Below are 25,069 nucleotides of genomic sequence, written 5' to 3' on the forward strand. Positions count from 1 at the left end.
GTTTTGCTTATGCTTCGGCTGCACGGGAAGCCATATCTTTACAAGTAAGCCAAAATCGGGTATATTCTCTTGGTACTTTAGGAACTCCTTCATGCCTATCATCAAATCCGCCATCAAGCGGGCTAAACAAGCCCTCGTTCGCCGCAGCCGCAACCTGCAAGTTAAGCGTGCCGTCAAACAAGACATTTCGGCTCTTCAGGCAGCGCTCGGTGGTGGCGACACCAAACTCATCGAGACCAGCCTGGCTGCCGCCTACTCCGAAATTGACCGTGCCGTCAAAAAGCACACCATCCACAAAAACACTGCCGCCCGCCGCAAAAGCTCGCTAGCCCACGCCGTTGCCCAAGCCAGCGGTGCCGAAAAAGCCCCTGTCGAGGCCAAAACCACCAAGGGAGCCGGCAAAAAAGCCGCCACCGCCAAAACTGCGGCCAAGAAGGCTCCAGCCACCAAAACCGCTGCCGCCAAGCCCGCCGCTGCCAAAAAGCCCGTTGCGAAAAAACCAGCTGCGAAAAAGACCACCGAAAAATAATCTCGACTTCTTCAAAAACCAGGGCCTTCGGGCCCTTTTTTGTTGTCTGATGCCCAGATCGACAAGGGCTTGGCGTAAACCCAAAGTAGCGCTATAGTACATGGCTGTGACTATCCCCGAACTCAAACAAGACATTAGCTTTCAAGCCACGCTGCGCGGCCAACCCCTCACCTTCCACTCCACGTGGGGCCTCTTCAGCCCCAAAGCCATCGATGAAGGCACCGTACTCCTGTTAAACCATATCGAGATCGCGCCCAACGCTCACGTGCTCGACCTTGGCTGCGGCTACGGGCCGCTTGGCCTCACGCTCGCAAAATTGGCTCCCCAGGGTCAAATACACCTCGTGGACAAAGACTTCGTCGCCATCGAATTCACCGCCAAAAACGCCCAGCTCAACCACCTCTCCAACACCCAGGCCTATCTATCCAACGGCTTCGCGCACGTCCCGCCCAGCGAAAAATTCGACCTCATCGTCTCCAACATACCGGCCAAAATCGGCACCGAGTTACTGCAAATATTCCTCCACGACGCCCACGCTCACCTCAACCCCGGCGGCCGGCTCTACCTCGTCACCGTCTCCGGACTCAAGGAGTACATGAAGCGCCACCTCACCGCCGTTTTCGGCAATTACTCTAAGCTCAAACAGTCCAAAACCTACACCGCCGCCATGGCGGTCAAAACCGACGCCGGAGACATGGCATGAAACTACTCCAGATCAACGTCTGGCAGGGCCGCCTGCTGCGCCCCTTGCTCGACCTCGTCAAGCACGAATCGCCCGACATCATCTGTGCCCAAGAAATTTACACCTACCCCGAGCCAATTGCCCCCACCTCACCCTGGAATTATTTCCGCACTGTTGAGCGAATCGCCGAGCTCGGCGGATACCAATATGTTCACTTTGCGCTCAGCACCACATTCACGATGGCAGATCATCCGCTGGGATACGGCAACGCCATTCTCTCCCGCTACCCCCTCCACGACGCCTCGGTTCACTACACCGGCGGACCAGGACCGCTCACCCAAAACCACCTCGCGGCCTACGACAGCAACGCCACGCGCAACTTCCAACACGTAGTGGTAGACGCCGGCTCGACCAATATTAACCTCATCAACCACCATGGCCACTGGGTAAACCAGCCGCTCGGCGACGATGCTTCAGCCCATCGGCTCCAGCTCGTGGCCAAATTCGTCGCCGGCCTCACCGGCCCCGTCATCGTCACCGGCGACTTCAATCTCTCGCCCCAAAGCCCCGCCATGAAACAATTCCTCGAAACTACCGGTCTCACCGACCAAGTTACCACTGCAGGCACCATTACCACCTCCCTATCGGCCGCCCATTATCTGTCCACCCCCATTGTTTGCGACTATATTTTGACGAACCCCGAGCTCACCGTCAGCTCGCTGCACGCCTCCGACCGTCTCGTTTCCGACCACCGCGCCATCATCGCCGAAATCGACGCCTAGCCAACCCGCCTGATATACTCATAGCCTATGGCAAAAACACCCACCGATCCCCTCCGCGCGCGCCTGCTCGAACTCGCCGAAGAGATAAGCGAGCACACCGCCGGCCTCCGCGACTTCGGCACTACCCCCGGCAATGCCTGGCTGGCCAAAGGCGAGCTCCAACACCTCACCACCCTGCTCGCCGACATGGAAAGCCTGCTCGAAGAGATCAAAGTCGCCGACGCCGAAGCCGGCTACTGAGCCACACCCGCCGCCACGCGGTAAATCAGCTGCTCCACGCCCACATCGGCCTTCACGCGGCCGGTCTTGACGTCGTACTCGCAGTCCGCCGCCGCTAGGTAGGCACTCCGCAGCGCCGCCTCACTCATGCGATCCTGAACCGCCGCCATTTTGCCGGCCACAAACGGACTCATGCCAGCCGCTTTGGCCAGCTCGTTTGGGCTCATGGCCGCCGGGGCACTCTTGGCGAGCAGCAAGTTGCGCAATTGCCACTGCACCATAGTGAGGATATAAATTTCACTCTCTCGCCGCTCCAACAGCGCCCGATAACCCGCCAATGCCGCCGCCGTACGTCCGGCCGTCATCGCCTCCACCAGCTCAAAAATCGATTGCTCCACGCTCGACGTCACGAGCGCCCGCACATTTTGCACCGTCACCACCGCATCATAATTCACCAGTTTGTTGATCTCGCCGCTCAGCCGCCATTGATCCTCGCCGGCCATATCAACCAGCTCGCGCATCACCGCTGGTTCGGCCGAGCCACCAAGGCGCGTAATCTCTGCCCGCACCCAGCCCAGGAGCTTAGGGCCACTCAGCGGCTCAAATTTCACCACCTTATCGGCCTTCGACAGCTGCTTAAACACGGTTGTGCGCTGATCCACCTCCCGGTCGGCAAACACCGCCACCGTCGAGGCCGGCACCCCGGCCATGATGCCGGCTAGCTTGTCACCAATGGCTTTGTTAAGGGCCAAACCTTCCACAATCACCAATCGCGAATTCGCCAAAAACGGGCTGGCCTGCAGCACACCCGTCAGCTCATGCGGCCGCATCGTCGCCCCCTCCACCCGCTCCAGGCCAAAATCCGCCCCCGCTTTCGCCACGTAAGCCTCCACCATCTGCTGAATTTGCCGGTGCAACTCGTACGTATTGGGGCCGTAGAAAAATAACGTCATACCAGATAGTGTAGCGCATCTGATTTCCATGCCCCATTGTGCGCCAAGCCGTAATCGCGTACCGTAAAGCCATGAAGCTCGGGCTGGACGATCCTTTCGAATATATCAAAGCTCACCGTCTCGCCAATATCCTGGGCCTCTTGGCTTGTCTAGCCTTCGGCTTCCTCCTCCTATTTGCCACCGGTCTGCTCGCACTGGTGCTACTCGGCTGCCTCATAGCCGCCATCGGCATCGATACTCAGATTCTCAATGCCATCAAAAACAACCAAAATATTCGGCCGCACCTCATCAAACAAATAGCGGTTGGCACCGCGGCCAGCCTCATCATCACCTTTGCGGCCTACCAGTATCCCGACCTTGGTTGCCTCTGCGATACCGGCATCACCGGCCTAAGAATAGGCAGCACTGCCCTCGCATTCGCAATTAGTGCTCTCATCTTAGTAGTACCGGGGATCGTGTTACTCCGACATACAAAGCTGCCGCTAGCTAATTCCTCTCCCAAAAATACCTGACATTTTGCAGGCATGTAATTTGTCAGGTATTTCCGCCTACCCTACTACCTATAATCGCTGGCACTTCGGGCACACATGCGTCCCCCGCCCAGCCACCCGGATTTTCTCGATCACCGTGCCGCACACCGCGCAAGGCAATCCCTGCCGCCGAAACACCCGCGCGTGCTCTAAGTAATCCCCCGTGCCGCCTAGTGAATTCACGTAATGCGCAAAACTCGTGCCGCCATGCTCGATGCCCGCCGTCATGATGTCGCGCGTCGCCGCCTGCAGCCGCCGCACCTCGGGCAGCGTCAGCGAACCCGCCAGCCGCGCCGGATGAATCCGCGCCAAATGCAGCGACTCGTCGGCGTAAATATTGCCAATGCCACCCACGGTCGACTGATCGAGTATCACCGCCTTCACCGGCGCCCGCGCGTGTCGCCGCAGCTGATCACCCAAATACGCAGCCGTAAATTCCGCCGACAGCACCTCCGGCCCCAGGCGCGCCACCAACGGATCCAGCCCCACCTCGGCCGTCGGCACGAGCTTCATCCAGCCAAATTTGCGCTGGTCGTTGAAAAACAGCCGATCGCCCGAAGCAAACCCAAACACCAGCCGCGTCGACCCATCCGGCAGCGCCTCGCGCATGCTCAAAGACGGATGCCCACCAGCATACCGCTCCCCATCTGCCTTCACGAGCACCATTTGGCCTGTCATCTTCAAATGAAACATCATCGTGTATCCGCGATCGAGCTCCAGCAGCAGCACCTTCGCTCGGCGCGCCACATGCCGCACCACCGCCCCCAGCATCACCGTACGCGCCACTCCCACCGGCTCCACGAGGCTGCCGGGCCACCGCACATCCACGTCCGCGATAGTCTGGCCCACAATGCTCACCTCAAGCCCACGCCGAATTGTCTCTACCTCCGGTCCTTCCGGCATATGTCACCGTTTCCTAGTCTGTTGAAGCTGCCATGTCCGGTAGCGCGTCCAGTCTTGAACCGACTTCACCGCCGTCCGCGCATAACTATCCGAAGTAATCGACCGAAAATCCTCTTCGCGCACCGTTTCCGGGTTCTCGGCGATGAAATTCTCGAGAAGCACCAATTTGCCGCCTCGCCGCCGCACACTCTGCACCGAATACACCCGGCGCTGCTCAAATTTACCCTGCTTGTCATGCTCATATTCGATCCGCACCACCTCCTCGGCCGGCGCCGTATCAGCGTTCAGAATCGAGAGATGGCACCGATTCATCCGGCCACCCGACTCCGTAGCGTCAATCGTCATCTGGCGGCCCACCTCAGCACCCCCCGGCAGCCGCATCACGCGCAGTTCACCCGAGGATTCCGCATCAATCGCCGTCGCCACCAGCGTCACAATCTCTTGGCAGGTGGCCTGCAGAATCTCGTCTGGCTCGCCCATCGCCTACAGCGCTCCCCAATTATTCCCCACGGCCGTATCCACCGCCAATGGCACGCCCAAATCAATCACCCCGCTCATCACCTCGGCCATCAACGCCGCCACCTGTTCGCCCTTGGCCTCCGGCGCCTCCACGATGAGCTCATCGTGAATTTGCAGCAACAGATCACAGTCGTCGCCAAGCCGCCGCGCCAGCTCGATCATCGCCAACTTGTAAATATCCGCCGCCGTCCCCTGAATCGGCACATTCACCGCCACCCGCTCCGCCGAGCTGCGAATCTGAAAATTGCTCGACCGCACCTCCGGACAAGCCCGTCGACGCCCAAACAACGTCGCCGTATATTGCTTGTCATAGGCAAATTTCTTCGTCGCCTCGATGTACTCCTTAAGCTTGGGCCGCACCTCAAAGTACCGCTCAATAAACCCAGCTGCTTCTTTACCATCCATTCCCGTAGCCACACTCAACCCGTGCGGGCTCATGCCATACAACACCCCAAAATTGATCGTTTTCGAGGCACTTCGCTGCTCTTTTGTGACTTCCTCAAGCGGCACACCGTACAATTCCGCCGCCGTTTGCTGATGCAAATCGATCCCCGCTTTAAACGTCGCGATCATGTCTTGATCACCCGCCAGTGCCGCCGCCACCCGCAGCTCGATCTGCGAATAATCAGCGCTCACGAGCACACGACCCTCTGGAGCCACAAACGCCGTCCGAATCTCGCGCCCCAGCTCAGTGCGCACCGGAATATTCTGCAAATTCGGGTTCGTACTCGAAAGCCGTCCTGTCTGTGCAATCGTTTGGCTAAAACTCGTGTGCACCCGGCCATCCGCTCCCACCTGTGCCGGCAAGGCGTCCACGTAGGTATTTTTGAGCTTATCGAGCTCACGATACTCCATAATCAGTGGAATAATCGGGTGCACCCCGCGCAGCTTCTCGAGCACATCCGCCGCCGTCGACACCCCCGTCTTGCCCTTCTTGAGCCCCGCCACCGGCAGCGCCAACCGTCCGTACAAAATCTGCCCCAACTGCGCCGGGCTGCCCAAGTTAAATTCCTCACCAGCCTGATCGTAAATCTCGCCTTTGAGCTCCCCAATGCGCTTTTCGAGCCGTTTGCCAAACGTCGCCAACACCTCCGTATCGAGCTTGATACCGGCGATCTCCATCTCACCTAGCACCGGCACAATCGGCCACTCTACCTCCGTGGCCAGCCGCTCCATGCTCCAGCCATACTCATTCACCTCGCGCCACTGCTCCAGCTGGCCTTTGAGCCGCTCGTACAGCCGCCACGAAATATCGGCGTCCTCAGCCGCATACGTAGCCGCCTCCTCGATATTGGTGCCGTTAAACGAAATCTGTGCTTTGCCCACGCCAATCATCTCCGAGATCGGAATCATTTCGATCCCCAGCTCGCTGTAGGCCAAGTCATCGAGCGACTGCGACCGTCCCACCGAATTGAGCAAAAACGCCGCGATCATAGTATCAAACGCAATGCCCTGCACCCGAATCCCATGCCGCCGCAACACCTCGTAATCAAACTTCACGTTATGGCCGGTCTTGCCCACCGCCAGGTTCTCGAGCACCGGCCGCAGCCGGTCGAGCACCACCGCCGATGCCAACTGCTCGCCCTCATCGTGACCCACCGGCACGTAGTAGGCCTCGCCTTCCGTAAACGCCACGCTCAAACCCACCAAATCCGCACTCATGGTATCTACCGAGGTGGTCTCGGTATCAAACGCAAACACCGGCTGCTGCTCGAGCTTGCTCGCCAGCTCCTCCAGTGCCGCTTCCGTCGTCACCGCCGTGTACTTCACCGCGTCCAGATGCTCGCGCCGCGGCTTCGCCGGGCCGGCCTCATCGCCAAACAGCGTCAGCGGCCCCGTCGCGGCCACCTCCCCCACCGCGCCGCTCGCCACCGCCACCTCGCGCTTGAGCTCCGGCAGCTTGTTCATGAGGCTACGAAACTCCAGTCGCCGAAACAGCTCGCTCAGCTTTTCATAATCCCCCGGGCGCACTTTAGCCGCATCCAGATCGAGCTTCACCGGCGCATCACACACAATTACGCTCAGTTTACGGCTCAGGTAAGCCATTTCCTTCTCAGCGCGCAATTTCTCACCCACGCTTCCCACAATCTCATTCGCATGCTCATAAATCCCATCGAGGGTCTGATACAGCGCCAGCAGCTTGATCGCCCCCTTGTCGCCAATCCCCTTCACGCCCGGAATATTGTCGCTCGCATCGCCTACTAGCGCCTTGTAATCAATAAACTGCTGCGGCGTCAGCCCATATCGCTCCTGCATTTTGGCCAAATCGTACCGCGTTGGCTCCAAGCCGCGCGGGTTAAACATGTCCACCACCGTCGCCTTGTCGATCAGCTGCAGCTGATCTTTGTCGCCAGTCGCGATCACAATCTCCAAGTCACCGCGCTCCTCGGCCTGCCGCGCCAGCGTGCCAATAATGTCATCAGCCTCGTAGTTTTCCAGCTCCACCCACGGCATTCGCAGCGCCTCCACCAGCTCACGCGTGGTCGGAATCTGCGCGTACAGATCATCCGGCTGCTTCACCCGCGTAGCTTTGTACGCCGGATAAAGCTCGTTGCGAAACGTTTTGCTCGATTTATCCCAGGTCACCACCACGTAAGCCGGCTGCAACGACTCGATCACCTTAAACATAATGTTGGCAAACCCGAGCACCGCGTTGGTAGGCGTACCATCGCGCGTCGATAAATGCGGAATCGCGTGGTACCCGCGGTGAAACACCGCCGACCCATCCACCAAGACCAATAATGGCTTCTTCATGTAATCCAGTATACAGCCCCGTCGTGTGTTGGGCGTGACCCCGGAGGCCGCCGCTATATGCGACCCCCGGGAGCCACTATCTAATGCGGCATCATGTCCGCGCTAGATTCGACGCGCTACGGCAACCCGAGCTTGCGCCGGCACCCCGGCCATGGCTTCCAGCCCTTAGCAGCGCGGAGCCGTTCGGCCACCGCGATCTGCTGCGACTTGCTGGCCAGGTCGGCCCGCGGCGCATACGCACCGCCGCCGTAGTCGAGCCACGTGCCGAGGGTGAATTGCAGGCCGCCGTAGAACCCATTGCCGGTATTGATGCGCCAGTTGCCACGAGACTCGCAGCCAGCAAGCCGATCCCAGACCGAACCACCCACCGAGCGCGAGACCGGAGGTGGTGGCGGTGGTGCCCCTAGCCCCACCGATACCGGTTGCGCCGGGCTAGCCGGCGCCGTCCGCACCACCATTGGAGGCGGCTTGGACCGGCCGATGGCGACGGCCCTGATATAGCAGATCTCCCCGCCATATCTGATACGCAGCCAGCCCGGATCGGACGCAGTCGCCCGCACCCGGCCGAGCACGGTCACACGCTGCCCCCAGAGCAACCGCCCCACGGACTTCACGTTCGGACCCGGAGCCGACGTCGGCCACACCTTGCGCACCGACACGGCCACGTACATCGTGGTCGTTGGTGCCGGTCGCACCGGTACCGGTAGCGCTCGCCGCGGCGCCGAACGGCTAACCGTCCGGTCGCCGGGACGCAGCCCATCAGGCCACGCCGCCGGCGCCGCCAGCCGCTGCGGTACCGCCAGCCGCTGTACCGCGGGGCCCGCGGCGCTCGAGGCAACACCCACCCCAGACCGAGCATCGGACCCTGCAGTCACTACCACCGCCGAGACGAGACCCGCCGCTGCCACCAATGCAGCCGCGACCAAGCCTCGCCTCAGCCTGGTATAACGCCCCACGAGGTACCTCCTCGTTCATGGTGCTCCCAGCCCTAGAGCCGGAGCGCACCCGTAAAAATAGCGGTGGATGGGGAATCACACCGCCACTCGCCACGGACCGTATGCCCGTGGTTACGCAGACAACCTAGCAAACCCCCTCAAGTACGTCAACTCAGCTCAAACCACACTCAAAATTGAACACAAAAATTGCTCAGCATATTACGCCCGGACGGGCTGAACACGATTCATCGCCGCCTTAGCTCGCTCTCCAATATCAATCGGATACGCCCCGTCAAAACACGACATATTGAGCTTGCTACGCGCATGACCCGTCGCCTGCACCGTACCTTCATATGACAAGTAGCCCAGCGTCTCAGCTCCAATTTTTTGCCGAATTTCATCCACACTCATTCGCGCCGCTATGAGCTCGCTCGGGTCAGGCGTATTGATGCCATAGAAATCCGGATACCGCACCGGCGGCGAACTCACGAGCACATGCACCTTGCGTGCACCCGCCCCGTACAACAAATCCACGATCTTGGCGGTAGTTGTGCCCCGCACGATCGAATCGTCTACCACCACCACATCCTTGCCCATCACTACTTCCGGCACCGGATTAAGCTTGGTGCGCACATCGCGCTCGCGCAATTCCTGCGTAGGACGAATAAACGTGCGGTGAATGTAGCGATTTTTGATAAATCCATGATCAAACGCAATACCTGTCGCTTGGGCATACCCCAGCGCCGCCGGAATCGCACTATCCGGCACCGGCACCACCACATCGGCCTTCAGCGGAAATTCCGCCGCCAAATTGCGGCCCATTTGCCGCCGCACCTCATTTACCTTACGACCCATAATCATACTGTCGGGACGAGCAAAATAAACATACTCGAAAATATCCAGCGCCTGACGAGCCTTCACCACCTGCCGACTCTGCACGCCATCAGGACCAATCGACACAATCTCACCCGGCTTCACATCGCGCAAAAACGCCGCCCCAATCGTATCAAACGCACACGTCTCCGAAGCAATCGTAAATCCATCCGCCAGCCTCCCCAGCGACAATGGCCGAATCCCACACTCATCGCGAAAGCCCACCACCGTCACACCGTCCATCGCCACGCACGAAAAAGCCCCCGTAAACAGAGGCCAAGCGGCTTCGATGGCATCAATCATGGGCTTACCCTGCTGCATGTACCAAGCAATACTCGCTGCCATCATGCCCGAATCATTGAGCCCCGCCGTCGACATACCATGCCGGTCCAAAAATTCCTCGAGCTTCTGAGTATCCGGCAGATTACCGTTGTGCGCAAAGGCCAGATTCACCCCGCGATGCACAAACGGCTGCAGATGCGAGCCCTCACCCGAAGTAGCATAACGATTGTGGCCGATCGACATTTTGCCGCCAAGCCGCGCCAGATCCGCCTCGTTGTACACGTGCGCCACCAGCCCGCCACCAGCCCGCAAGTGCATACCATGACTATCGCTACTCGCGATTCCCGAGCTCTCTTGGCCTCGATGCTGCAATGCCCACAATCCGTAGTAGGTAAGCCGCGCCGCGTCGGGACTATCAGTCACGACCCCGAACACACCGCACTTCTCGGTCAATTCCGGCAAGGCTCCGCCCTCTTAGAGTTCCATTGTATATCGTTGGGCTCGCCTCCGACAACTCCTATGTTACGCCCCCGGAATGGCGGCCAGCGACTCCGCTTCCACTTCCGTTTCGCGCTCAGCCTCATCGGCCGTCGCCCGGTGCACCTTCAGCACCGTCGCTGCCACCACGCTAGCGGCCACCGCAAACAGCGCCGCCATCGCAAATCCGCGCTGGAAACCGTGCACCAAAGCCGTCTGCATCACGGCCGGATTGCCGTGCGCCGCCACCAGGTCGGCCTTCGTCACCGAGGTCGACACCACGCTCAGCACTGCCAGGCCGATGGCCCCGCCGATCTGTTGCGCCGTATTAAGCAAGCCCGAGATCAACCCCGACTCCTCGTGCGACACGCCGCTCGTGGTCACCAAGGTGGTGGTCACGAACACCGCCGCCATACCAGTAGCCATCAGCGCAATGCCGGGGAAAATGTCGATCCAGTAGTTGGCATGCACCGGGATGCGCGCAAAGTACATCAGCCCAGCCGCCACTACGAGCGGCGCGATGATCAAAATCGGCTTAGGGTTAAGCTTAGCAATCCGCCCCGACAACACCCCGGCCACAATGATCAATATGATGGTAAACGGCACGTCCGCCACACCCGTCATCGTCGGCGAGTAGTGCAGAATCTGCTGCAGGTAAATCGACAGGTAGAAGAACATCCCAAATAGCGCTGCCGGCATCAGAGTCTGAATCAGACTCCCACCACTCACATTGCGCCGTCGAAAAATCCCCAGCTTTATCAACGGCTGCCGCACCCGCAACTCATTCACAATGAACACTGCCATCAGCGCCGCCGTCAGGCCAAATGCCCCCAACGTAACGCCACTGCCCCAGCCCTTCGACGGCACCTGCGCCAAAGCGTACACCAAACTCATCAAACTACCGGTCACCGTTACGGCGCCCATCAGATCCAGACTTTGCTTCGCTTGCGGCATACTCTTGGGCACAAACCGCAGCGCCATCACCATCACCACCACCGCAATCGGCACGTTGATGAAGAAAATCCAGCGCCAGTCCACGTACTGTGTCAGCACGCCACCGAGCAGCAGCCCCACAGCGCCACCACCGCCGGCGATCATGCTCCAAATACCCAGCGCCCGGTTGCGCGCCGGCCCTTCAGCAAAAATCGTCAGCACCAGCGACAAAGCCGACGGCGCCAGCAATGCCCCGCCTAGACCCTGCAACGCTCGCAGTACTATCAATGTCCCCGGGTTCTGGGAAAACCCAGCCGCCAGCGACGCTAGCGCAAAGAAGCCCACGCCGGCCATAAACACGCGGCGGCGGCCAAACAAATCCGCCAGCCTTCCGCCCAGCAGCAAAAAGCCGCCAAACGCCAGCGCGTAGGCCGTTACCACCCACTGCAAATCCGAAGCGGCGGCAAAGCCCAGCGCTTTCTGAATCGCCGGCAGTGCCACGTTCACAATCGTGGCGTCCAAAATCACCATGAACTGCGCCGCGGCCAATACCGCCAGCGCCCAACCTTTATGTTTCACTGCTTCAATCACAAACACCTCCCGAGATAGATCATTACATACAAAAGGTAGTATAGTTCAATAGTTGAAGTTGTCAAATATTTACTATTTGTATTATACTAAAGCCATGGAAACCGACTCAAAACAAGTTTGCGATGACCTCATGGCACTCGTTGGTCTGTTCAAGGGCAATTTAGCCAAATTAGCTGAAGCCCACGATCTCACCATTATGCAGCTTCACGCCCTCCACACCCTCCAACATGGCGACTTAACAATGGGCCAAGTTGCCGCTACGCTTCATTGTGACGCCTCAAACGTCACCGGCATCGTCGACCGACTCGTGGCCAGTCAGCTCATTACCCGCCAAGAAAATGCCCACGACCGCCGCGCCAAAACCCTCCAGCTCACCGCCAAGGGTCAGCGCCTCATCGACAACATCACCGGCCAACTCCCCGCTCAAATCGGCTGCGAAAAGCTCACTACGGCCGAGCAAGCTACCCTTCACCAGATCGTCAACGAGCTCACGGCCGTTCGATCTACGCCTCACCCCGCAACTGCTTCAGCGCCTGTGAATGCTCCTGAATAACCCGCTTCTGAATCGCTCCCTGACTCTCCAATATCTCCACGTGCGGACCAAGATCCGAGACCTCACGCCGCGTTTGCACCGTAGTCGTCACCAGTTCGGCGATCGCATCCATCTTGGCATCGAAGTGCTCAAATTTGACGCCCAAATCACGTACATCCGTCTCTAACCCACCCACCTTCGCCTCGACACCGCTAATCTCTTCCCGAACTATTACTCGTACCTGTTCCGCCATTAACTCAGCCATTCTAAACCCCTGTTATCACCAGTATAAATCGATCTGCCCGTCCATAATACCGAACAATAAGCGAACATGCAAACCAAAAAGCGCCCTCCTGGGGCGCCTTGGTCATGGGTCGAGCGAAGTGAGCCTACCGCAAATAATCCCGCAGTTTCTTGCTCTCGCGGTGCTTGCGCAGCTTCGCCAAGGCCTTAGCCTCAATCTGGCGAATCCGCTCGCGCGTCACCCCAAATTCCTGCCCCACTTCCTCGAGCGTATGCGAGCGCCCATCTTCCAGCCCAAATCGCATGCGCAAAATCTTCTGCTCCCGCGGCGTCAGCAGCGCCAGCACTTGGTTCACGTGCTCCTTGAGCAGCTGGTGCGTCGCCGCTTCTTCCGGCGTCAGCGAATCTTCGTCGGCGATGAAGTCGCCCAGCTGTGAATCCTCTTCCTCGCCCACCGGCGCTTCCAGACTCACAATGTCCTGCTTGATCTTGAGAATGTGGTTCACCTTGTCCACATCCATTTCCATCTCCGCCGCAATCTCTTCCGGCAGCGGCTCGCGACCCAGCTCCTGCACCAGCCGGCGCTGAGTGCGGATCAGCTTGTTGATCGTCTCCACCATGTGCACCGGGATGCGAATGGTGCGCGCCTGGTCCGCAATCGCCCGCGTAATCGCCTGGCGAATCCACCAGGTGGCGTAGGTGGAAAATTTAAATCCCTTGGTATAGTCAAATTTCTCCACCGCCCGCAGCAACCCGGTGTTGCCCTCCTGGATGAGGTCAAGCAAGTCTAGCCCGCGGCCGATGTACTTCTTCGCGATCGACACCACGAGCCGCATGTTGGCCTCGGCCATAGCGTCTTTAGCCGCTTTATCGCCTTGCTCAATGCGCTTAGCCAGCATGATTTCCTGCTCGCCCGTCAGTAGCGGGATCTTACCGATCTCGCGCAGGTACAACCGCACCGAGTCGTCGGCGATGTCTTTGATGTAATCCTCGCTGATATCCGGGGTCTCTTCGTCATCCTTGTCCCAAATCAGCGCCTCTTTTTGGTCGGTAATCTCTACGCCCTGCTCGAGCAATGCGGCATAGAGCTCATCGAGCTCTTCCACGTTCTCTTCAGCCTCCGGCAGTACGCCCGCAATTTCTTGCTGCGTCACGTAACCTTGCTCCTTGCCCTTCGCGATCAACCGTTCCACTTCCGGCGAGTACCCGCTCGACCGATCCAGTGTTTCCTCTTCTGCAACCTTTTTTGCCAAAATCTAACTCCTTATACTACAACAACCACACGTCACCAGGTCATCGGCTCCGCGCAGGCAATTAATCTTATATCTATTCTGAAGTGTTCGATAAAAATTTGCAGCCTCTCGTCAGGCCGAAACTCGGTCACTGTGGTCTGCTAGGGAAGAATGACAAGCGAACCCCTGCCCATCCCATTACCGACCCATTGTACCTTCGGCCGTAAAATTCCGCAAGCCGCCGCACCTATACCACAAGCTTGATGTCATATCCAAAAGTCAGTATAGTAGTGTCGGCCAACCCCATCGGGGGATGTTTGTTCTGAGGAGTTCGTATGTTGCTGCGCATCATCCGCAAGGTCGGGCTCATCGTGATCGTCGCGACCGCCCTGATCGCTTCCAGTACCGGGCTGGCCGAAGCGGCAGTCACCAGCACCACCGCGCTCGCCGCGAACGATGGCTCCCATAGCGCCTCGGGCACCATCGGTCTCGGGCTCATCGCGATAGGCCTCCCGCTCATGTTCGTCATGCTTGCGCGGAGCAGAAGGGCCAGGCGCCGCAACCGCCGTCGCTAACCCGCACCCCGCTAGGACAGGCGCCCGCCCTGTCCTAGCGGGGGCCCGTCATGTCTACCGCCTATGCCTCAGAATCAATGATCGCCTTGAGTTCATCCAGCAATTTCGCTCGCAACCCATCATCACCCTTCTGCTCGGCGTATTGCAGCTCCAAATTAAGCCTATCCTTGATCTCCTGGTTCGATCCCAAAAACACACTCCGGGCAAATTCAAATGCCGCCTGTTGCAATTTTCCCTCTTCCAAGCCCGAAAACTCTTCCTCGCCAATCAACATCAATTGGTTCACATAGCTCGCCGCCTCCCCAGCCGCACCCGCAATTTCGCTCGCCGCCGCCTCTGGATGCGCCCGCAACAATGTGTAAACCATGGCCCGCTCCGGCGACGAGAAGCTCTCGGGCGACAGCTCCCCCAAGCTCGCCCGCGCCGACGGCGCCAACAAATTCACGGCCAAAAACAACTCCTCGCGCTGCACCCGCACGCTCGTCTTGCCGCTGGCCTGCACCACCGCCCGCCGCACCACATCGCCGCTGCGATCACGCTCCGCCACCGCGCCCGCCGTCCCGGCCACCTCAGTCCCCTTCTCGATCTTCGCCCGCACCGCCTCCTCGCTCGTGCCCGTCTTTTCGGCCAGCAACTTCACATAATGATCCTGCTCCACCGGATCCCCCAGCCGCCGCAGGCTCCCCGCCAGCCGGTCTGTGTATCCGCGCTTGCCCACGGCCGAGTTCAGGTCAAAATCGTGCTCAAACCGCTCAAACAAATAATCCACAATGTATTTGGCCTCGCCAATCGCCCGCCGCCACGCCTCCACATCGCGCGCCACCAGCTCATCCGCGTCCTTCACGCCCTCCGGCAACACCACCATCCGCAGCGTCAGCCCCAATTTTTGCCCCAACTCAATCGCCCGCTCCGTCGCCGCCAGCCCCGCCCGGTCGGCGTCAAACGCCAGCTTTATATTCTTTGTAAGCTTACTCAGCGTCCGCAGTTGCTCCAGCGTCAGCGCCGTGCCGCTCGCCGCCACCACCTGCTTCACGCCCGCTTGGTGACTCGCCACCACGTCCATATTGCCCTCCACGAGTACCACTTCATCGCCGCTCCGAATCGCCTCCCGCGCCAATGCCAAGCCATAAATCGCCTGCGATTTGTCATATAGCGGCGTCTGAGGCGTATTCAAATACTTCGGCACCCCGTCATCCAGCACCCGCGCGGTAAACCCAACCGTCCGGCCCTCGCGGTCGGTAATCGGAAACATTACCCGGCCCCGAAACAGATCATAAATCGTCACCCGCCCGTCCTTTTGCCCAGCCAGGCCGCCCTGCACCAGCTCCTGCTGCGAATACCCCTGCTTGGTCAAAAAATCACTCAGCGCATTCCACGAATCCGGTGCATACCCAATCGCAAAGTCCCGGATCGTCTCGCGCGTGAGCCGCCGCTGCTTCACCACATAATCCAGCGCCTTCGGATTGCGCACCAGCGTCGCCTGGTAATACTTCACCGCCAATGCGTGCGCATCGAGCAATCGCTCCCGCAATTTCTTCGCCGTGCCGTCGTCATTCCCGCGCGCTTTGAGCTCCACCCCCGCCTTGCGCGCCAACATCTCCAGCGCCTCCCGAAAGTTCACGCCCTCCATCTTCATCACAAAATTAAAAATATCCCCGCCCTCGCCACAGCCAAAGCAGTGATAAATCCCCTTCTCCGGGCTCACCATAAAGCTCGCCGACTTCTCCTGGTGAAACGGGCACGGCGCCTTCAAATTCCGCCCCGCCTGCTTGAGCGGCAAGTACCCCCCGACCACCTCCGTGATCTCGAGGCGACTCTTTACCTCCGCAACCTCGTCCATATGTCTAATTATACGCTAAATCTGGAAATGCGAACAAAAAGCGAATAAGTTCGTGAGCTGGTTCCGGGCCGGCCCGCAGACCGGCCCGGAACCATGGTGCGTCGAGGCGCCTAGTGGTAGTCGTTGTACAACTGAGTCACCAGGGCCTCGCCGGCCTGGACATCGGCGGACGCATCAGCCTCCTCGTAGTCCTCGATGGCATTCTCGAGATCGATGCGATACCCCCTACCCGGATTCGACCTGGCATTGTGCAGCGCGGTTTCGTAAGCAGTCTTGGCGTCGGCCAAGGTTCTCACGCCCTTCAATCGAGGAGCTACAGATCATCCACGGAAGCATCGGGCTACCGCTGGTCATTTATACCAGCTGCGCCTCAGGCGCTCAAGAGCTCTGCCACCTTCCCCACGTCTTCGGCAACATAGGTTGCCCCAGACGCCTCCAGCTCCTCACGCGATCCATAGCCAAACAGCACCCCCACCGAATCAATCCCGTTCTCTTTTGCGCCAATCACATCGTGCTCCCGATCGCCCACCATGATCGCCTTCGACTTCGGCGGGTTTCCTAGCCACTCCAAAGCCTCAGAAATGGTAGCTCCCTTGCCCAAAATATTGCCCAAATGCGTACCTACAACCACGACAAAATAATTCGTCAGGCCCGTTTGCGCCAAAATTTGCTGGGCAAATTCATCGATTTTCGACGTTGCCACCGCCAATATTTTGCCCTGAGTTTTGAGTGCATCCAGCAGCTCTACCATCCCCGGGTAGGGTACATACTGCCGTATGCCTTCCACCCGAAAATGCTCCCGATAAATCCCTATGACTTCGGCCGCCGACGCGTCATCAAAACCGTAAAAGTCCTTAAACGACTGGGCCAATGGCGGCCCTACAAACCGCCGCAAAGACGCCTTATCCGGCTCGTCAATACCCATTTTAGTCAGGGCGTAATCAAGCGAATTGGTAATACTTGGCCCCGGATCGCACAGCGTTCCGTCCAGATCAAACAAAATGTATTGGTAGCTCACAGCCGTCTCAGCCTAAGTTACTAAAACTCAAATCCGGTTTCACCCGCTCAATAAGCCGCGCCGTCTGCCCCAGGCTCTTGCCGGCCACACTCTGATCGTTCACGAAGTTCTCAATATCCTGCTCGCGGTGGCCGTCGATGCCGTAGGTGGTGATGCAACCCACACGCTTGGCCATAGCCGCCAGCACCGGCTCGGCCCGACGCGCCGCGCCATTCATGGGGTTGCCCATGAGCTCCACGCCGTCGAGCCGCCCGTCGCGCAGCATGCCTTCGAGCATTCCGGCGTCGATCTTGCGCGCCGCGGTGTACCAGTGCGCCACCACCGCCACCCCGCCGGCACCACGGATGAGCTTCACGGCCGCATCCAGGTCAATCGAGTACAAATAATCCACATAAATCCCTGCCACAAAGGCGTCATCGCTCAAAAACAGCCGGTACGGATAGTCGCTCGCCGGCCGCTCCATCATGTGCGCGTAATCCATGGCCACGGCAGCACTCCCCACCGCCGCCAGCTCCATGTCCATCCGCATCTGCTCCACGATGGCCGCATTTTCCGGATGCGCATTGAGCGCCCGCACAATGTGCGGCCGGCCCACGGTCTCGCCACCCGACGCCGCCAGGCAATCCTCCACCGAAATCGTAAACTTGAGTCCGCGCAGATTCGTCACAATCCGCTCCATCCGCTCCACCCGCGCCGCCACCGCCCGCCGGCAATGCTCGCGCAGCGCCACATTCGTGGGGTCGGTAAACAGCCCCAAAATGTGCAGCGAGCTCGTAACCCCGCCGCCCAATTCCACCGGCAGGCCGCTCGAAATCTCGCATCCCACCAGCCATTTCACCGGTCCGTCATACGCCCGCAGCTTCGCCAGATCCACCTCGCTCGGCAGCGTATCATGATCCGTAAACGCCACCACCCCCACCTTGTTGCGCCGCGCCGCCTCGAGCACCTCCAGATACGTCTGCGTGCCGTCCGATGCCGTCGTGTGATTATGCAGTGATTCGTACATCCTAGCGATCCGCCAACCGGTACACGAATTTCAGCCCCGACCAATCGTCGGTGAGCGCCGCCACCTTCACATCCACCAGCCCCGCCTTCAAGCCCAGCTCGCGCACGATCCCCTCAGTGAGCCCCGTGTGCAGCGGCGAAGTCCGCTTGGCCCAGCAAATCCACAACATCCCGCCCGGCTCCAAATGCGACGCGAGGTTCGCCAACACCGCATTCAGCTGCTCGGTGCTGGTCGCAAAATACTGAATAAAATCAAACCGGCCCGCCAACCGCACCGCCACCTTCGCCCGCTCATCTAGGTCCCCCAGCAAATCCAAATACCCCGCCGGCGCATGCATCACAATCAGGCGCGCACCCGGCCGCACGCCCAATTTATCGATCAAGTTTTTGTTCGAATATCCTGCCATCGGTGCCTATCTTATCATTTTGCCAGGCCAAATGTATCACCCTTCTCGATAAGAAAGCCTTCGCGCACCAGCGCCGCCAACACCGCGGGCAGCCGTTCATCGCCGATTCCCAGCTCACGCACCCTCTTCGGCCCATCGAGCAATCGCCGCAGCACCTCGCCCCGCAGCTGCCGCACGCTGCCCGCAAACGTCGATTGCACCGCGTAATGCCGGCTGCGTCGGTTCGGATTCACCACCCGCTTGGCCAAATCCGCCCCATAATCCATGAGTGCCCAATACCACTCGCGCGGGTGCTGCCGGTCGAGCGCCGCCTCGATCAGCGGCCGCAACACCGCATCCGGCACGCCGTCCGGATAGCTCGCGCACAAGGCCGGCGAGTCCTCAAAAAATTCGTGCAAAAACACCCGCCGGATATTCGTTTCGATAAACACCACCGGCTCATCGTAGGCAAACGCCGCGATGCTGCCGGCCGTGTTGGGCCCAATCCCCGGCAACCGCACCAGCTCCGCCGGGTCGCGCGGCAACACGCCACCAAATTCGCGTACCACCATCTGCGCCGCCTCCCGCAGCCACAGCGCCCGCCGGTTGTAACCCAGCCCCTGCCACGCCTCCACCACCTCGGCCACGCTCGCCGCGGCCAGCGCCTCAAAACTCCCAAACCGCTCCAGCCACCGCGGCCAATGCCCCAGCACCCGGCTCACCTGCGTTTGCTGCAGCATCACCTCACTCACAAACACCCCATACGGCGTCACCTCCCGCCGCCACGGCAAATCCCGCCCCTGCTCACGATAAAACTCCCACACCCGTTCCCGAAAATCCACAATGACCCGTTCATCCATGTCCCAGATTGTAACGCACTCACCCAATATTCTTGACGGTAGTATACCCACTGTAGTATACTATCGGTAACATACTAATAACTAACCAAGGAACCCATTGAAACCACTCGATGACTATGAACAAACCCTCCTCTCCGGCTGGGAAGACACCTACAGCAAAGGCCAACTCACCCTCTGGATAATGCTGTCGCTCAAAGACAGCCAAAAACACATGGGTCAAATCAAAGACTTCATCCTCGAAGCCACCCACGGCCTCGTAACGCCCGACGACAAAAGCGTCTACCGCTCGCTCCGCCGGTTTCGCGACGCCCAGCTTGTGGATCATCGGCTCGAACCCAACCCCGGCGGTCCTGCGCTCAAAATCTACCAGCTCACGCCCACCGGAGCAGCCGTTCTACAAGCCTTTCTCGCCCGAAATATCGAGGACATTCTCTACCAGCCCCGCATCCGTACATTAATCAAACAGGATCAATCATGGAATCAACCGCAAAAATCAGCCGTCTCAGCCGCGGCTGGCAAATCACCAAAAGCTCGTGGCGCGTCCTCAAACTCGACAAAGAACTTGCCGCCCTTCCCCTCGTCAGCTTTACCATCCAACTCCTAGCCCTCGTCCCCTTCGTCTTGGTCGCTATCGCCCTGCGAGCCAACAATCAGCTCAATAATTGGCGCGACTTTGCCTTTACGCTCGCTCTATATTTCGTCCTGGCGCTCATTACCAACTTCTTTGCCGGCGCCGTCATTTTCGGTGCCACCCAACGCTTCCGGGGTGAAAACCCCACCATCAGCAGCAGCCTGGCCGGCGCCTGGCGCAAATTTGGCCCACTGGCGGCCTTTAGCCTCATGATGGCGACGATTGGGCTGGCGCTCCGCATGCTTGAGGATCGCGTACCCTTTGCCGGTAGAATCGCCGTGGACTTACTCGGCGCCGCCTGGTCTATCGCCAATGTCTTCGCCCTACCCGTGATCGTCCTCAGCGAGGGATCCGTCGCGCCATTCGACGCCACCAAGCAATCCGTCCACACGATTAAACAAATCTGGGGCGAAAGCATTGTGGTCAATCTCGGCATCGGATTCGTATCCGGGCTAGCCGTCCTCGGCTATATTCTTATCTGGGCAATCATAGCTGCGGTGCCATTTATGCTCCCAATCGCCGCCCCCGGAGCCCCTGGATTCAGCATCCCCGGCGCCGTCTTCATCCCCGTCGTCCTGCTCGCCGTCGGCGGTTTCATCGCCCTCATCGCCGTGCTATCCGTGCTCAGCTCCATCGCCAAAGCCGCGCTCTACCACTACGCCACCAGCGGCCAAGCTCCCGAAGCCTTCAATGCGGAGCTCCTACGCACGTCCATGACGCCCAAAAAAGCCCGCAAAGTTTTCTAAGGAACCCTTGACGAAATCCGTACAAAACATTATAGTATCAATCGCCATGCAGTAACCCTAGGCACGAGGAGTGATCGCACGTGGCACAACGGACCCTGATCATGCTGATCGACGACACCGACGGCACGGAGGACGCCAACACCATCTCGTTCGGCCTCGACGGCAAGCTGTACGAGATCGACCTGACCGAGCCCAACGCACGCGCCCTCCGCGACCTCCTGGCCCCCTACATCGCCGCCGGCCGCCGGGTGACCAGCAAGACCAAGCGAACCCCCGCGGCCAGCACCGGCCTCAACCGCGACCAGGCCGCCGCCATCCGGGCGTGGGCCAAGCTGCAGGGCCTCAAGGTCTCCGGCAGCGGCCGCATACCGGCCCACGTCATCGACCAGTACAAGGCAGCGCAGTCGCCCACCGCCCACCCGGCCCGCGCCACAATGGCCGCATTCAGCGCCCAGTAACCCAACCGGCCGTCGCACCCCTCAAGACGGCCCCGCACCAGCACCATGGCGCACCCCGGCCCCGCTCTTCCTACCCAGGAGCGGGGCCTAGCCACGCCCACCCACCAAAAAACCGCTACTTCCCAGTCGGCTCAAACTCCAGCGCGCATGAGTTTACACAATAATGCTGCCCACCTTTATCCGCCACCGCCGGATCACCTTCAAACAAATGCCCCAAGTGCGAGCCGCATCGCGAGCAAATGACCTCAGTGCGCCTCATGCCCATCGAATTATCCTCGCGCAGCTCCACCCGACCCTTGGCCGCCTCGGCGTAAAACGCCGGCCAACCCTGCAAACCCGGCAGCGTGCTCTCAAATTTCGTATCGCTCGCAAACAATTCCTGCCCACACGCCGCACAACGGTACATACCAGCCTTAGCATTGTCCACGTAGGCGCCCGTGCCCGGCACTTCGGTACCCTTCTCGCGCAGCACTCGGTACTGCTCCGGGGTGAGCTTCTCGCGCCAGTATTCCTCCGGCTTGCTCTTCAAATCCTCAGCCATGTCTTGCCTCCTTTGACCTTAGTATACAAGTTCAACTTAAGTTGAACTTAATCCATCATCCTGATACAATCCACTCATGACACCCTCGCGCACCACCAACACCAAACAAATCCGCCGCGATCTGGTGGGCTTCCTCCGCAGCCTCAGCGACGGCCAGCCCGTCACGGTGCTGTACCGTTCCAAACCCCTCATCACCATCGCTGCCGGACCATCCGAACCAATCTACCAAGCCCCGGATGCCGGCACTCCCGCCGCCCTCAAGCGCTCGCTGGCCCTCGTCCGCAGCCTCAGCCCGCGCCCTACCCGGCTCGATCCCGTCAAAAGCTTCAAGGACCTCTACGACGAGACCCAATCGCTGTGATCTTACTCGACGCCAATATTTTGCTCGAAATTCTCATCGCCGGCCGACCCCGATCCGACACCGTTATGCAGTGGTTCGAGCACAACGAATCCCCCTGCACGATCAGCCTACTCACCGTTCACCTCGTACTCCATTTTGGCATCAAGGATGGACTCTCGATCAAAACCCTCCAAACCTTTCTGGCCGACTACGCCAAAGAAGCCCTCTTGCCCGAAGATTATGCTATGGCGCTTCGCCTGCTCAAAGGCCCAGATCACGAAGACGCCCTCCAGCTAGCAGTCGCTGAACGCACCGACTGCACCGCCATCGTGACGCTCGACAAATCCTTCGCCAAAACGTATCAGCATCTCATACCATTCACCGTGCTCTAATACTCGTACACGTACAGCCGCGCTGCATGCCGCTTGCTCGCCGGCAGCTCCACCACCTCGTCGGGCTCCCGCCCCGGCAGCGGGAATTGCACCGACACCACGCGAGCACCCTGAGGCAATTCGCGCTCAAACCGCGGCTGCAGCTCGGCCATTAGGCGCGGCCCCAGATACACGTACACACGGGTAGCTTCGCGCAACGACACCCCAGCGATATCACCCCGTACCAGCTGCACGCCAGTCCCCCGCTGGCGCCACCGCGCCCGCAGCCATACCATCACATCATTTTCCACTCCCATGTACCGCGCGCGCCGCTCCTGCCGCCACAGCTCATGCAACACCCGGCCATCCCCACAGCCCAGATCGAGCACCACGTCGCCGGCCCGCACGTCCAGCTCCCGCGCCACCACCGCCAACGCGCCCGCCGGCAGCACCACGTAGGCCACGCTGTTGCGCACCAGGTAAAACCCATGCACCGCCATCACCGCCAAAAACCCGCTCAACCCCAACACCAAGCCGCCACCCAGCGCCAACAACCACGCCTCGCTCACCGTTGACCGCCCGGCCGCACGAGCACCACGCTCACCGCATCGGCCGCACGCACCTGCCAGCCCGCCGCCTGCAGCTCCACGCCCAACCCATGGCTGGCGCGCGCCCCATCCCGCGCCACCACCACGCACCCCACGCGGTAGCGCGCAAATTCCGCGTCCCGATACTGATCATCGCGAATTACCCGCAAATACCGGTCCAAATACCGCGCACCATGCGCATCACGCCAGCTCGGCATACGCCCGTCTACGTACGTTTGCATACCCGGCACCTTCCAAAGCAAATACCCGCCAAAATCATAATCGCTAAACACCCTGCCCGCGCACGGATGCGCTGCCAAATATACCGCCGAACCCTGCGGCATCTGATACGCTGGGTCGTGTCCCAGCAAATGCCCCGCAAACCAGGTATTTTGCGCCACTCCGCCGGCCACTCCGCAAAATATAATCCACATCGCCAGCGACCGCTTGGCCTGCCCCCGCCGAATCCTCTGATCCAGCCGCAGCGCATAATCCTCCAACCCGCGCACCGACGCCGCCACGAAAAACGGCAGATGCCGCGCGCTCACCACAGCCGCCCCAAGCAGCCCAAACGGCCAACTCACCAGCCGCTTTTTAGCCTCAAATTCCCACCACAGCGCCATGTACGCCACCGCAAACACTACCGCCAGCACCGGCAGATCAAACGCCCGCCATTCTTGCACATACCTCCCCAAGCCAGGGTCAAGCAGCGTCCGCACTATCTCCTCGTACACCCGCCACCCGTAGGGGTTCAGCAGCGTCAGCCCCGCACACACCGCCAGCAGCAACCCCGTCCACCGATCGCGCCGCTGCCACCACGCCGCCCCAATGAGCAGCAAAAGCAGCGGGAAACTCCCATGCACATTCGCCCACAGCACCGCCACCGCCGGCAAGACCACCCACTGCCACCGCCGCGGCGCCTCGAGCACCCGCTGCGTCAGCGCAAACCCCAAAAACCCCCACAGCGCCGGCCGCGCCGCCGAAAACGGCAGCACCGCCTCAGCCGCTAGCAGCAGGATCACAAACACCTGCCGCCGCGCCGCTAGCATTACCGCCCCGGCCCACCCCACCGCAAACACCACCGCCACGAGCCCGTAGCCCCCCACACCCATGAGCCAGCTCAGCACCACATCATGCAGCCACTCATGATTCACCCAGGCAAAATTTGGCGCTGTGTAGGTAAAAACATCGCGCAGAGGCAACCCATGCGCCCGAATATAGTCCCCCGCCGCCACATGCCAGCCAAAATCGTACTCCAACCGGTAGCTCAGCATAACAAAAAAGACCAGGCCAAGACCCAGTCCATACAGCATCGGCATTTTCAGCCGCTCCAACCACCCATTGCGCTTCATGAACAAATACTACCAGATAAATCCCGCGCCAAAACCCTGGCGGAGAGGGAGGGATTCGAACCCTCGGAGGAGTTGCCCCCTCACGCGCTTTCCAAGCGCGCGCACTAGGCCACTATGCGACCTCTCCACGCCGCGCGGTTTCCCGCGACCGACCCATTATAGCCGTCGCTTCGCGATTATGCTACTCAAAACCCTCCCATCAGCCTTGACCAACATCAGAAATAATGATATTACATACTACGTCACCCGACCCTAAATTCACCCCCGAAGTGCACCACCTACCCTCGTAATACTCCTTTCTCTTTCGCCAGCTGCAGAGCCGACTTATACCCCAGGATCTTCCTGGGTTTGTTGTTAATTATCCAGATAATATCTTGTAAGCGGGCGGGT

Annotated in this window: 29 protein-coding genes, 1 tRNA gene and 1 pseudogene; 12 read left to right on the top strand and 19 right to left on the bottom strand. The window is 59.8% G+C overall.

Going from position 1 to position 25,069, the window contains the following annotated elements:
• Positions 1 to 91 precede the first annotated feature (91 nt).
• The 4 genes from rpsT (at position 92) to VMT30_01785 (ending at position 2,233) form a co-directional block, all read left to right on the top strand.
• Complete coding sequence (gene rpsT / locus VMT30_01770; protein HVQ43672.1) at positions 92 to 529, top strand: 30S ribosomal protein S20; 438 nt, start codon at positions 92 to 94, stop codon at positions 527 to 529.
• 100 nt (positions 530 to 629) lie between these two features.
• Positions 630 to 1,232 carry a methyltransferase gene (locus VMT30_01775; protein ID HVQ43673.1) on the top strand — a complete coding sequence of 201 codons (603 nt, stop codon included), beginning with the start codon at positions 630 to 632 and terminating at the stop codon, positions 1,230 to 1,232.
• Positions 1,229 to 1,993, top strand: coding sequence for an endonuclease/exonuclease/phosphatase family protein (locus tag VMT30_01780; protein HVQ43674.1), 765 nt, complete (start codon positions 1,229 to 1,231; stop codon positions 1,991 to 1,993). The genes VMT30_01775 and VMT30_01780 overlap by 4 nt, the downstream gene beginning before the upstream one ends.
• 27 nt (positions 1,994 to 2,020) lie before the next feature.
• Positions 2,021 to 2,233 carry a hypothetical protein gene (locus tag VMT30_01785; GenBank protein HVQ43675.1) on the top strand — a complete coding sequence of 71 codons (213 nt, stop codon included), beginning with the start codon at positions 2,021 to 2,023 and terminating at the stop codon, positions 2,231 to 2,233.
• Here VMT30_01785 and holA read toward each other — a convergent pair.
• Positions 2,227 to 3,165: a DNA polymerase III subunit delta gene (gene holA, locus VMT30_01790; GenBank protein ID HVQ43676.1), complete on the bottom strand. Its 939-nt coding sequence runs from the start codon at positions 3,163 to 3,165 to the stop codon at positions 2,227 to 2,229. The two genes, VMT30_01785 and holA, sit on opposite strands and share 7 nt — an antisense overlap.
• Positions 3,166 to 3,236: 71 nt before the next feature.
• Between holA and VMT30_01795 the strand changes: the two genes are divergently transcribed.
• The gene (locus tag VMT30_01795; protein HVQ43677.1) at positions 3,237 to 3,677 is read left to right on the top strand and encodes a hypothetical protein; all 441 of its coding nucleotides are present in this window, start codon (positions 3,237 to 3,239) and stop codon (positions 3,675 to 3,677) included.
• Between the two features lie 48 nt (positions 3,678 to 3,725).
• On the opposite strand, the gene mutM is transcribed toward VMT30_01795, so the two are convergent.
• The 6 genes and pseudogenes from mutM to VMT30_01825 all read right to left on the bottom strand — a co-directional run bounded on the left by mutM (position 3,726) and on the right by VMT30_01825 (position 11,962).
• Positions 3,726 to 4,598: a bifunctional DNA-formamidopyrimidine glycosylase/DNA-(apurinic or apyrimidinic site) lyase gene (mutM, locus tag VMT30_01800; GenBank protein HVQ43678.1), complete on the bottom strand. Its 873-nt coding sequence runs from the start codon at positions 4,596 to 4,598 to the stop codon at positions 3,726 to 3,728.
• Between the two features lie 3 nt (positions 4,599 to 4,601).
• Positions 4,602 to 5,078, bottom strand: coding sequence for a hypothetical protein (locus VMT30_01805; protein ID HVQ43679.1), 477 nt, complete (start codon positions 5,076 to 5,078; stop codon positions 4,602 to 4,604).
• A gap of 3 nt (positions 5,079 to 5,081) precedes the next feature.
• Positions 5,082 to 7,871, bottom strand: a complete 2,790-nt coding sequence (gene polA / locus VMT30_01810; GenBank protein ID HVQ43680.1) for a DNA polymerase I — start codon at positions 7,869 to 7,871, stop codon at positions 5,082 to 5,084.
• Positions 7,872 to 7,987: 116 nt separating this feature from the next.
• Positions 7,988 to 8,233, bottom strand: a pseudogene (locus VMT30_01815) (transglycosylase family protein).
• Between the two features lie 792 nt (positions 8,234 to 9,025).
• Positions 9,026 to 10,423: an amidophosphoribosyltransferase gene (gene purF, locus VMT30_01820; protein HVQ43681.1), complete on the bottom strand. Its 1,398-nt coding sequence runs from the start codon at positions 10,421 to 10,423 to the stop codon at positions 9,026 to 9,028.
• Positions 10,424 to 10,483: 60 nt separating this feature from the next.
• Complete coding sequence (locus tag VMT30_01825) at positions 10,484 to 11,962, bottom strand: DHA2 family efflux MFS transporter permease subunit (GenBank protein ID HVQ43682.1); 1,479 nt, start codon at positions 11,960 to 11,962, stop codon at positions 10,484 to 10,486.
• 94 nt (positions 11,963 to 12,056) lie between these two features.
• Here VMT30_01825 and VMT30_01830 point away from each other — a divergent pair, with 94 nt between their 5' ends.
• Positions 12,057 to 12,515, top strand: coding sequence for a MarR family transcriptional regulator (locus tag VMT30_01830; GenBank protein ID HVQ43683.1), 459 nt, complete (start codon positions 12,057 to 12,059; stop codon positions 12,513 to 12,515).
• Here VMT30_01830 and VMT30_01835 read toward each other — a convergent pair.
• Entirely contained in the window at positions 12,466 to 12,747 is a 282-nt protein-coding gene (locus tag VMT30_01835; protein HVQ43684.1) for a hypothetical protein, read from the bottom strand. The two genes, VMT30_01830 and VMT30_01835, sit on opposite strands and share 50 nt — an antisense overlap.
• 136 nt (positions 12,748 to 12,883) lie before the next feature.
• Entirely contained in the window at positions 12,884 to 13,990 is a 1,107-nt protein-coding gene (gene rpoD, locus VMT30_01840) for an RNA polymerase sigma factor RpoD (protein HVQ43685.1), read from the bottom strand.
• Positions 13,991 to 14,304: 314 nt separating this feature from the next.
• On the opposite strand from rpoD, the gene VMT30_01845 reads away from it, so the two are divergent.
• The gene (locus tag VMT30_01845) at positions 14,305 to 14,544 is read left to right on the top strand and encodes a hypothetical protein (GenBank protein HVQ43686.1); all 240 of its coding nucleotides are present in this window, start codon (positions 14,305 to 14,307) and stop codon (positions 14,542 to 14,544) included.
• Between the two features lie 61 nt (positions 14,545 to 14,605).
• Here VMT30_01845 and dnaG read toward each other — a convergent pair whose 3' ends face one another.
• From dnaG to VMT30_01875, 6 genes are all read right to left on the bottom strand, one after another.
• On the bottom strand, positions 14,606 to 16,384 hold the full coding sequence (dnaG, locus tag VMT30_01850) for a DNA primase (GenBank protein ID HVQ43687.1): 1,779 nt from the start codon (positions 16,382 to 16,384) through the stop codon (positions 14,606 to 14,608).
• 110 nt (positions 16,385 to 16,494) lie between these two features.
• The gene (locus VMT30_01855) at positions 16,495 to 16,680 is read right to left on the bottom strand and encodes a hypothetical protein (protein ID HVQ43688.1); all 186 of its coding nucleotides are present in this window, start codon (positions 16,678 to 16,680) and stop codon (positions 16,495 to 16,497) included.
• A gap of 74 nt (positions 16,681 to 16,754) precedes the next feature.
• A complete protein-coding gene (locus VMT30_01860) occupies positions 16,755 to 17,402 on the bottom strand; it encodes an HAD hydrolase-like protein (protein HVQ43689.1) in 648 nt (215 codons plus the stop codon).
• 7 nt (positions 17,403 to 17,409) lie between these two features.
• A complete protein-coding gene (locus tag VMT30_01865; protein ID HVQ43690.1) occupies positions 17,410 to 18,408 on the bottom strand; it encodes a PHP domain-containing protein in 999 nt (332 codons plus the stop codon).
• Position 18,409: 1 nt separating this feature from the next.
• Positions 18,410 to 18,814: a DUF3052 domain-containing protein gene (locus tag VMT30_01870; protein ID HVQ43691.1), complete on the bottom strand. Its 405-nt coding sequence runs from the start codon at positions 18,812 to 18,814 to the stop codon at positions 18,410 to 18,412.
• A gap of 14 nt (positions 18,815 to 18,828) precedes the next feature.
• Positions 18,829 to 19,653 carry an A/G-specific adenine glycosylase gene (locus tag VMT30_01875; GenBank protein ID HVQ43692.1) on the bottom strand — a complete coding sequence of 275 codons (825 nt, stop codon included), beginning with the start codon at positions 19,651 to 19,653 and terminating at the stop codon, positions 18,829 to 18,831.
• 97 nt (positions 19,654 to 19,750) lie between these two features.
• On the opposite strand from VMT30_01875, the gene VMT30_01880 reads away from it, so the two are divergent.
• From VMT30_01880 to VMT30_01890, 3 genes are all read left to right on the top strand, one after another.
• A complete protein-coding gene (locus tag VMT30_01880) occupies positions 19,751 to 20,257 on the top strand; it encodes a PadR family transcriptional regulator (GenBank protein ID HVQ43693.1) in 507 nt (168 codons plus the stop codon).
• A 17-nt stretch (positions 20,258 to 20,274) separates the two neighbouring features.
• Positions 20,275 to 21,030 (top strand): DUF6159 family protein, encoded by a 756-nt coding sequence (locus tag VMT30_01885; GenBank protein HVQ43694.1) that lies wholly within the window; start codon positions 20,275 to 20,277, stop codon positions 21,028 to 21,030.
• An 80-nt stretch (positions 21,031 to 21,110) separates the two neighbouring features.
• Positions 21,111 to 21,488, top strand: coding sequence for an Lsr2 family protein (locus tag VMT30_01890; GenBank protein ID HVQ43695.1), 378 nt, complete (start codon positions 21,111 to 21,113; stop codon positions 21,486 to 21,488).
• A 115-nt stretch (positions 21,489 to 21,603) separates the two neighbouring features.
• Here the strand turns inward: VMT30_01890 and msrB are convergent, their stop codons facing one another.
• Entirely contained in the window at positions 21,604 to 22,029 is a 426-nt protein-coding gene (gene msrB, locus VMT30_01895) for a peptide-methionine (R)-S-oxide reductase MsrB (GenBank protein ID HVQ43696.1), read from the bottom strand.
• 76 nt (positions 22,030 to 22,105) lie between these two features.
• Here msrB and VMT30_01900 point away from each other — a divergent pair, with 76 nt between their 5' ends.
• Both VMT30_01900 and VMT30_01905 read left to right on the top strand, forming a co-directional pair.
• A complete protein-coding gene (locus tag VMT30_01900; protein ID HVQ43697.1) occupies positions 22,106 to 22,390 on the top strand; it encodes a hypothetical protein in 285 nt (94 codons plus the stop codon).
• Complete coding sequence (locus tag VMT30_01905; protein HVQ43698.1) at positions 22,387 to 22,761, top strand: type II toxin-antitoxin system VapC family toxin; 375 nt, start codon at positions 22,387 to 22,389, stop codon at positions 22,759 to 22,761. Before VMT30_01900 ends, VMT30_01905 begins: the two co-directional genes overlap by 4 nt.
• On the opposite strand, the gene VMT30_01910 is transcribed toward VMT30_01905, so the two are convergent.
• The 3 genes from VMT30_01910 to VMT30_01920 all read right to left on the bottom strand — a co-directional run bounded on the left by VMT30_01910 (position 22,758) and on the right by VMT30_01920 (position 24,806).
• Positions 22,758 to 23,309, bottom strand: coding sequence for a class I SAM-dependent methyltransferase (locus VMT30_01910; protein HVQ43699.1), 552 nt, complete (start codon positions 23,307 to 23,309; stop codon positions 22,758 to 22,760). The genes VMT30_01905 and VMT30_01910 overlap by 4 nt on opposite strands.
• Positions 23,306 to 24,679, bottom strand: a complete 1,374-nt coding sequence (locus VMT30_01915) for a hypothetical protein (GenBank protein ID HVQ43700.1) — start codon at positions 24,677 to 24,679, stop codon at positions 23,306 to 23,308. Before VMT30_01915 ends, VMT30_01910 begins: the two co-directional genes overlap by 4 nt.
• Before the next feature lie 37 nt (positions 24,680 to 24,716).
• Positions 24,717 to 24,806: transfer RNA gene (locus VMT30_01920), tRNA-Ser, on the bottom strand.
• Positions 24,807 to 25,069: the final 263 nt, after the last annotated feature.

The sequence above is a fragment of the Candidatus Saccharimonadia bacterium genome, assembly GCA_035544015.1.
Lineage (GTDB): Bacteria > Patescibacteriota > Saccharimonadia > UBA4664 > UBA4664 > UBA5169.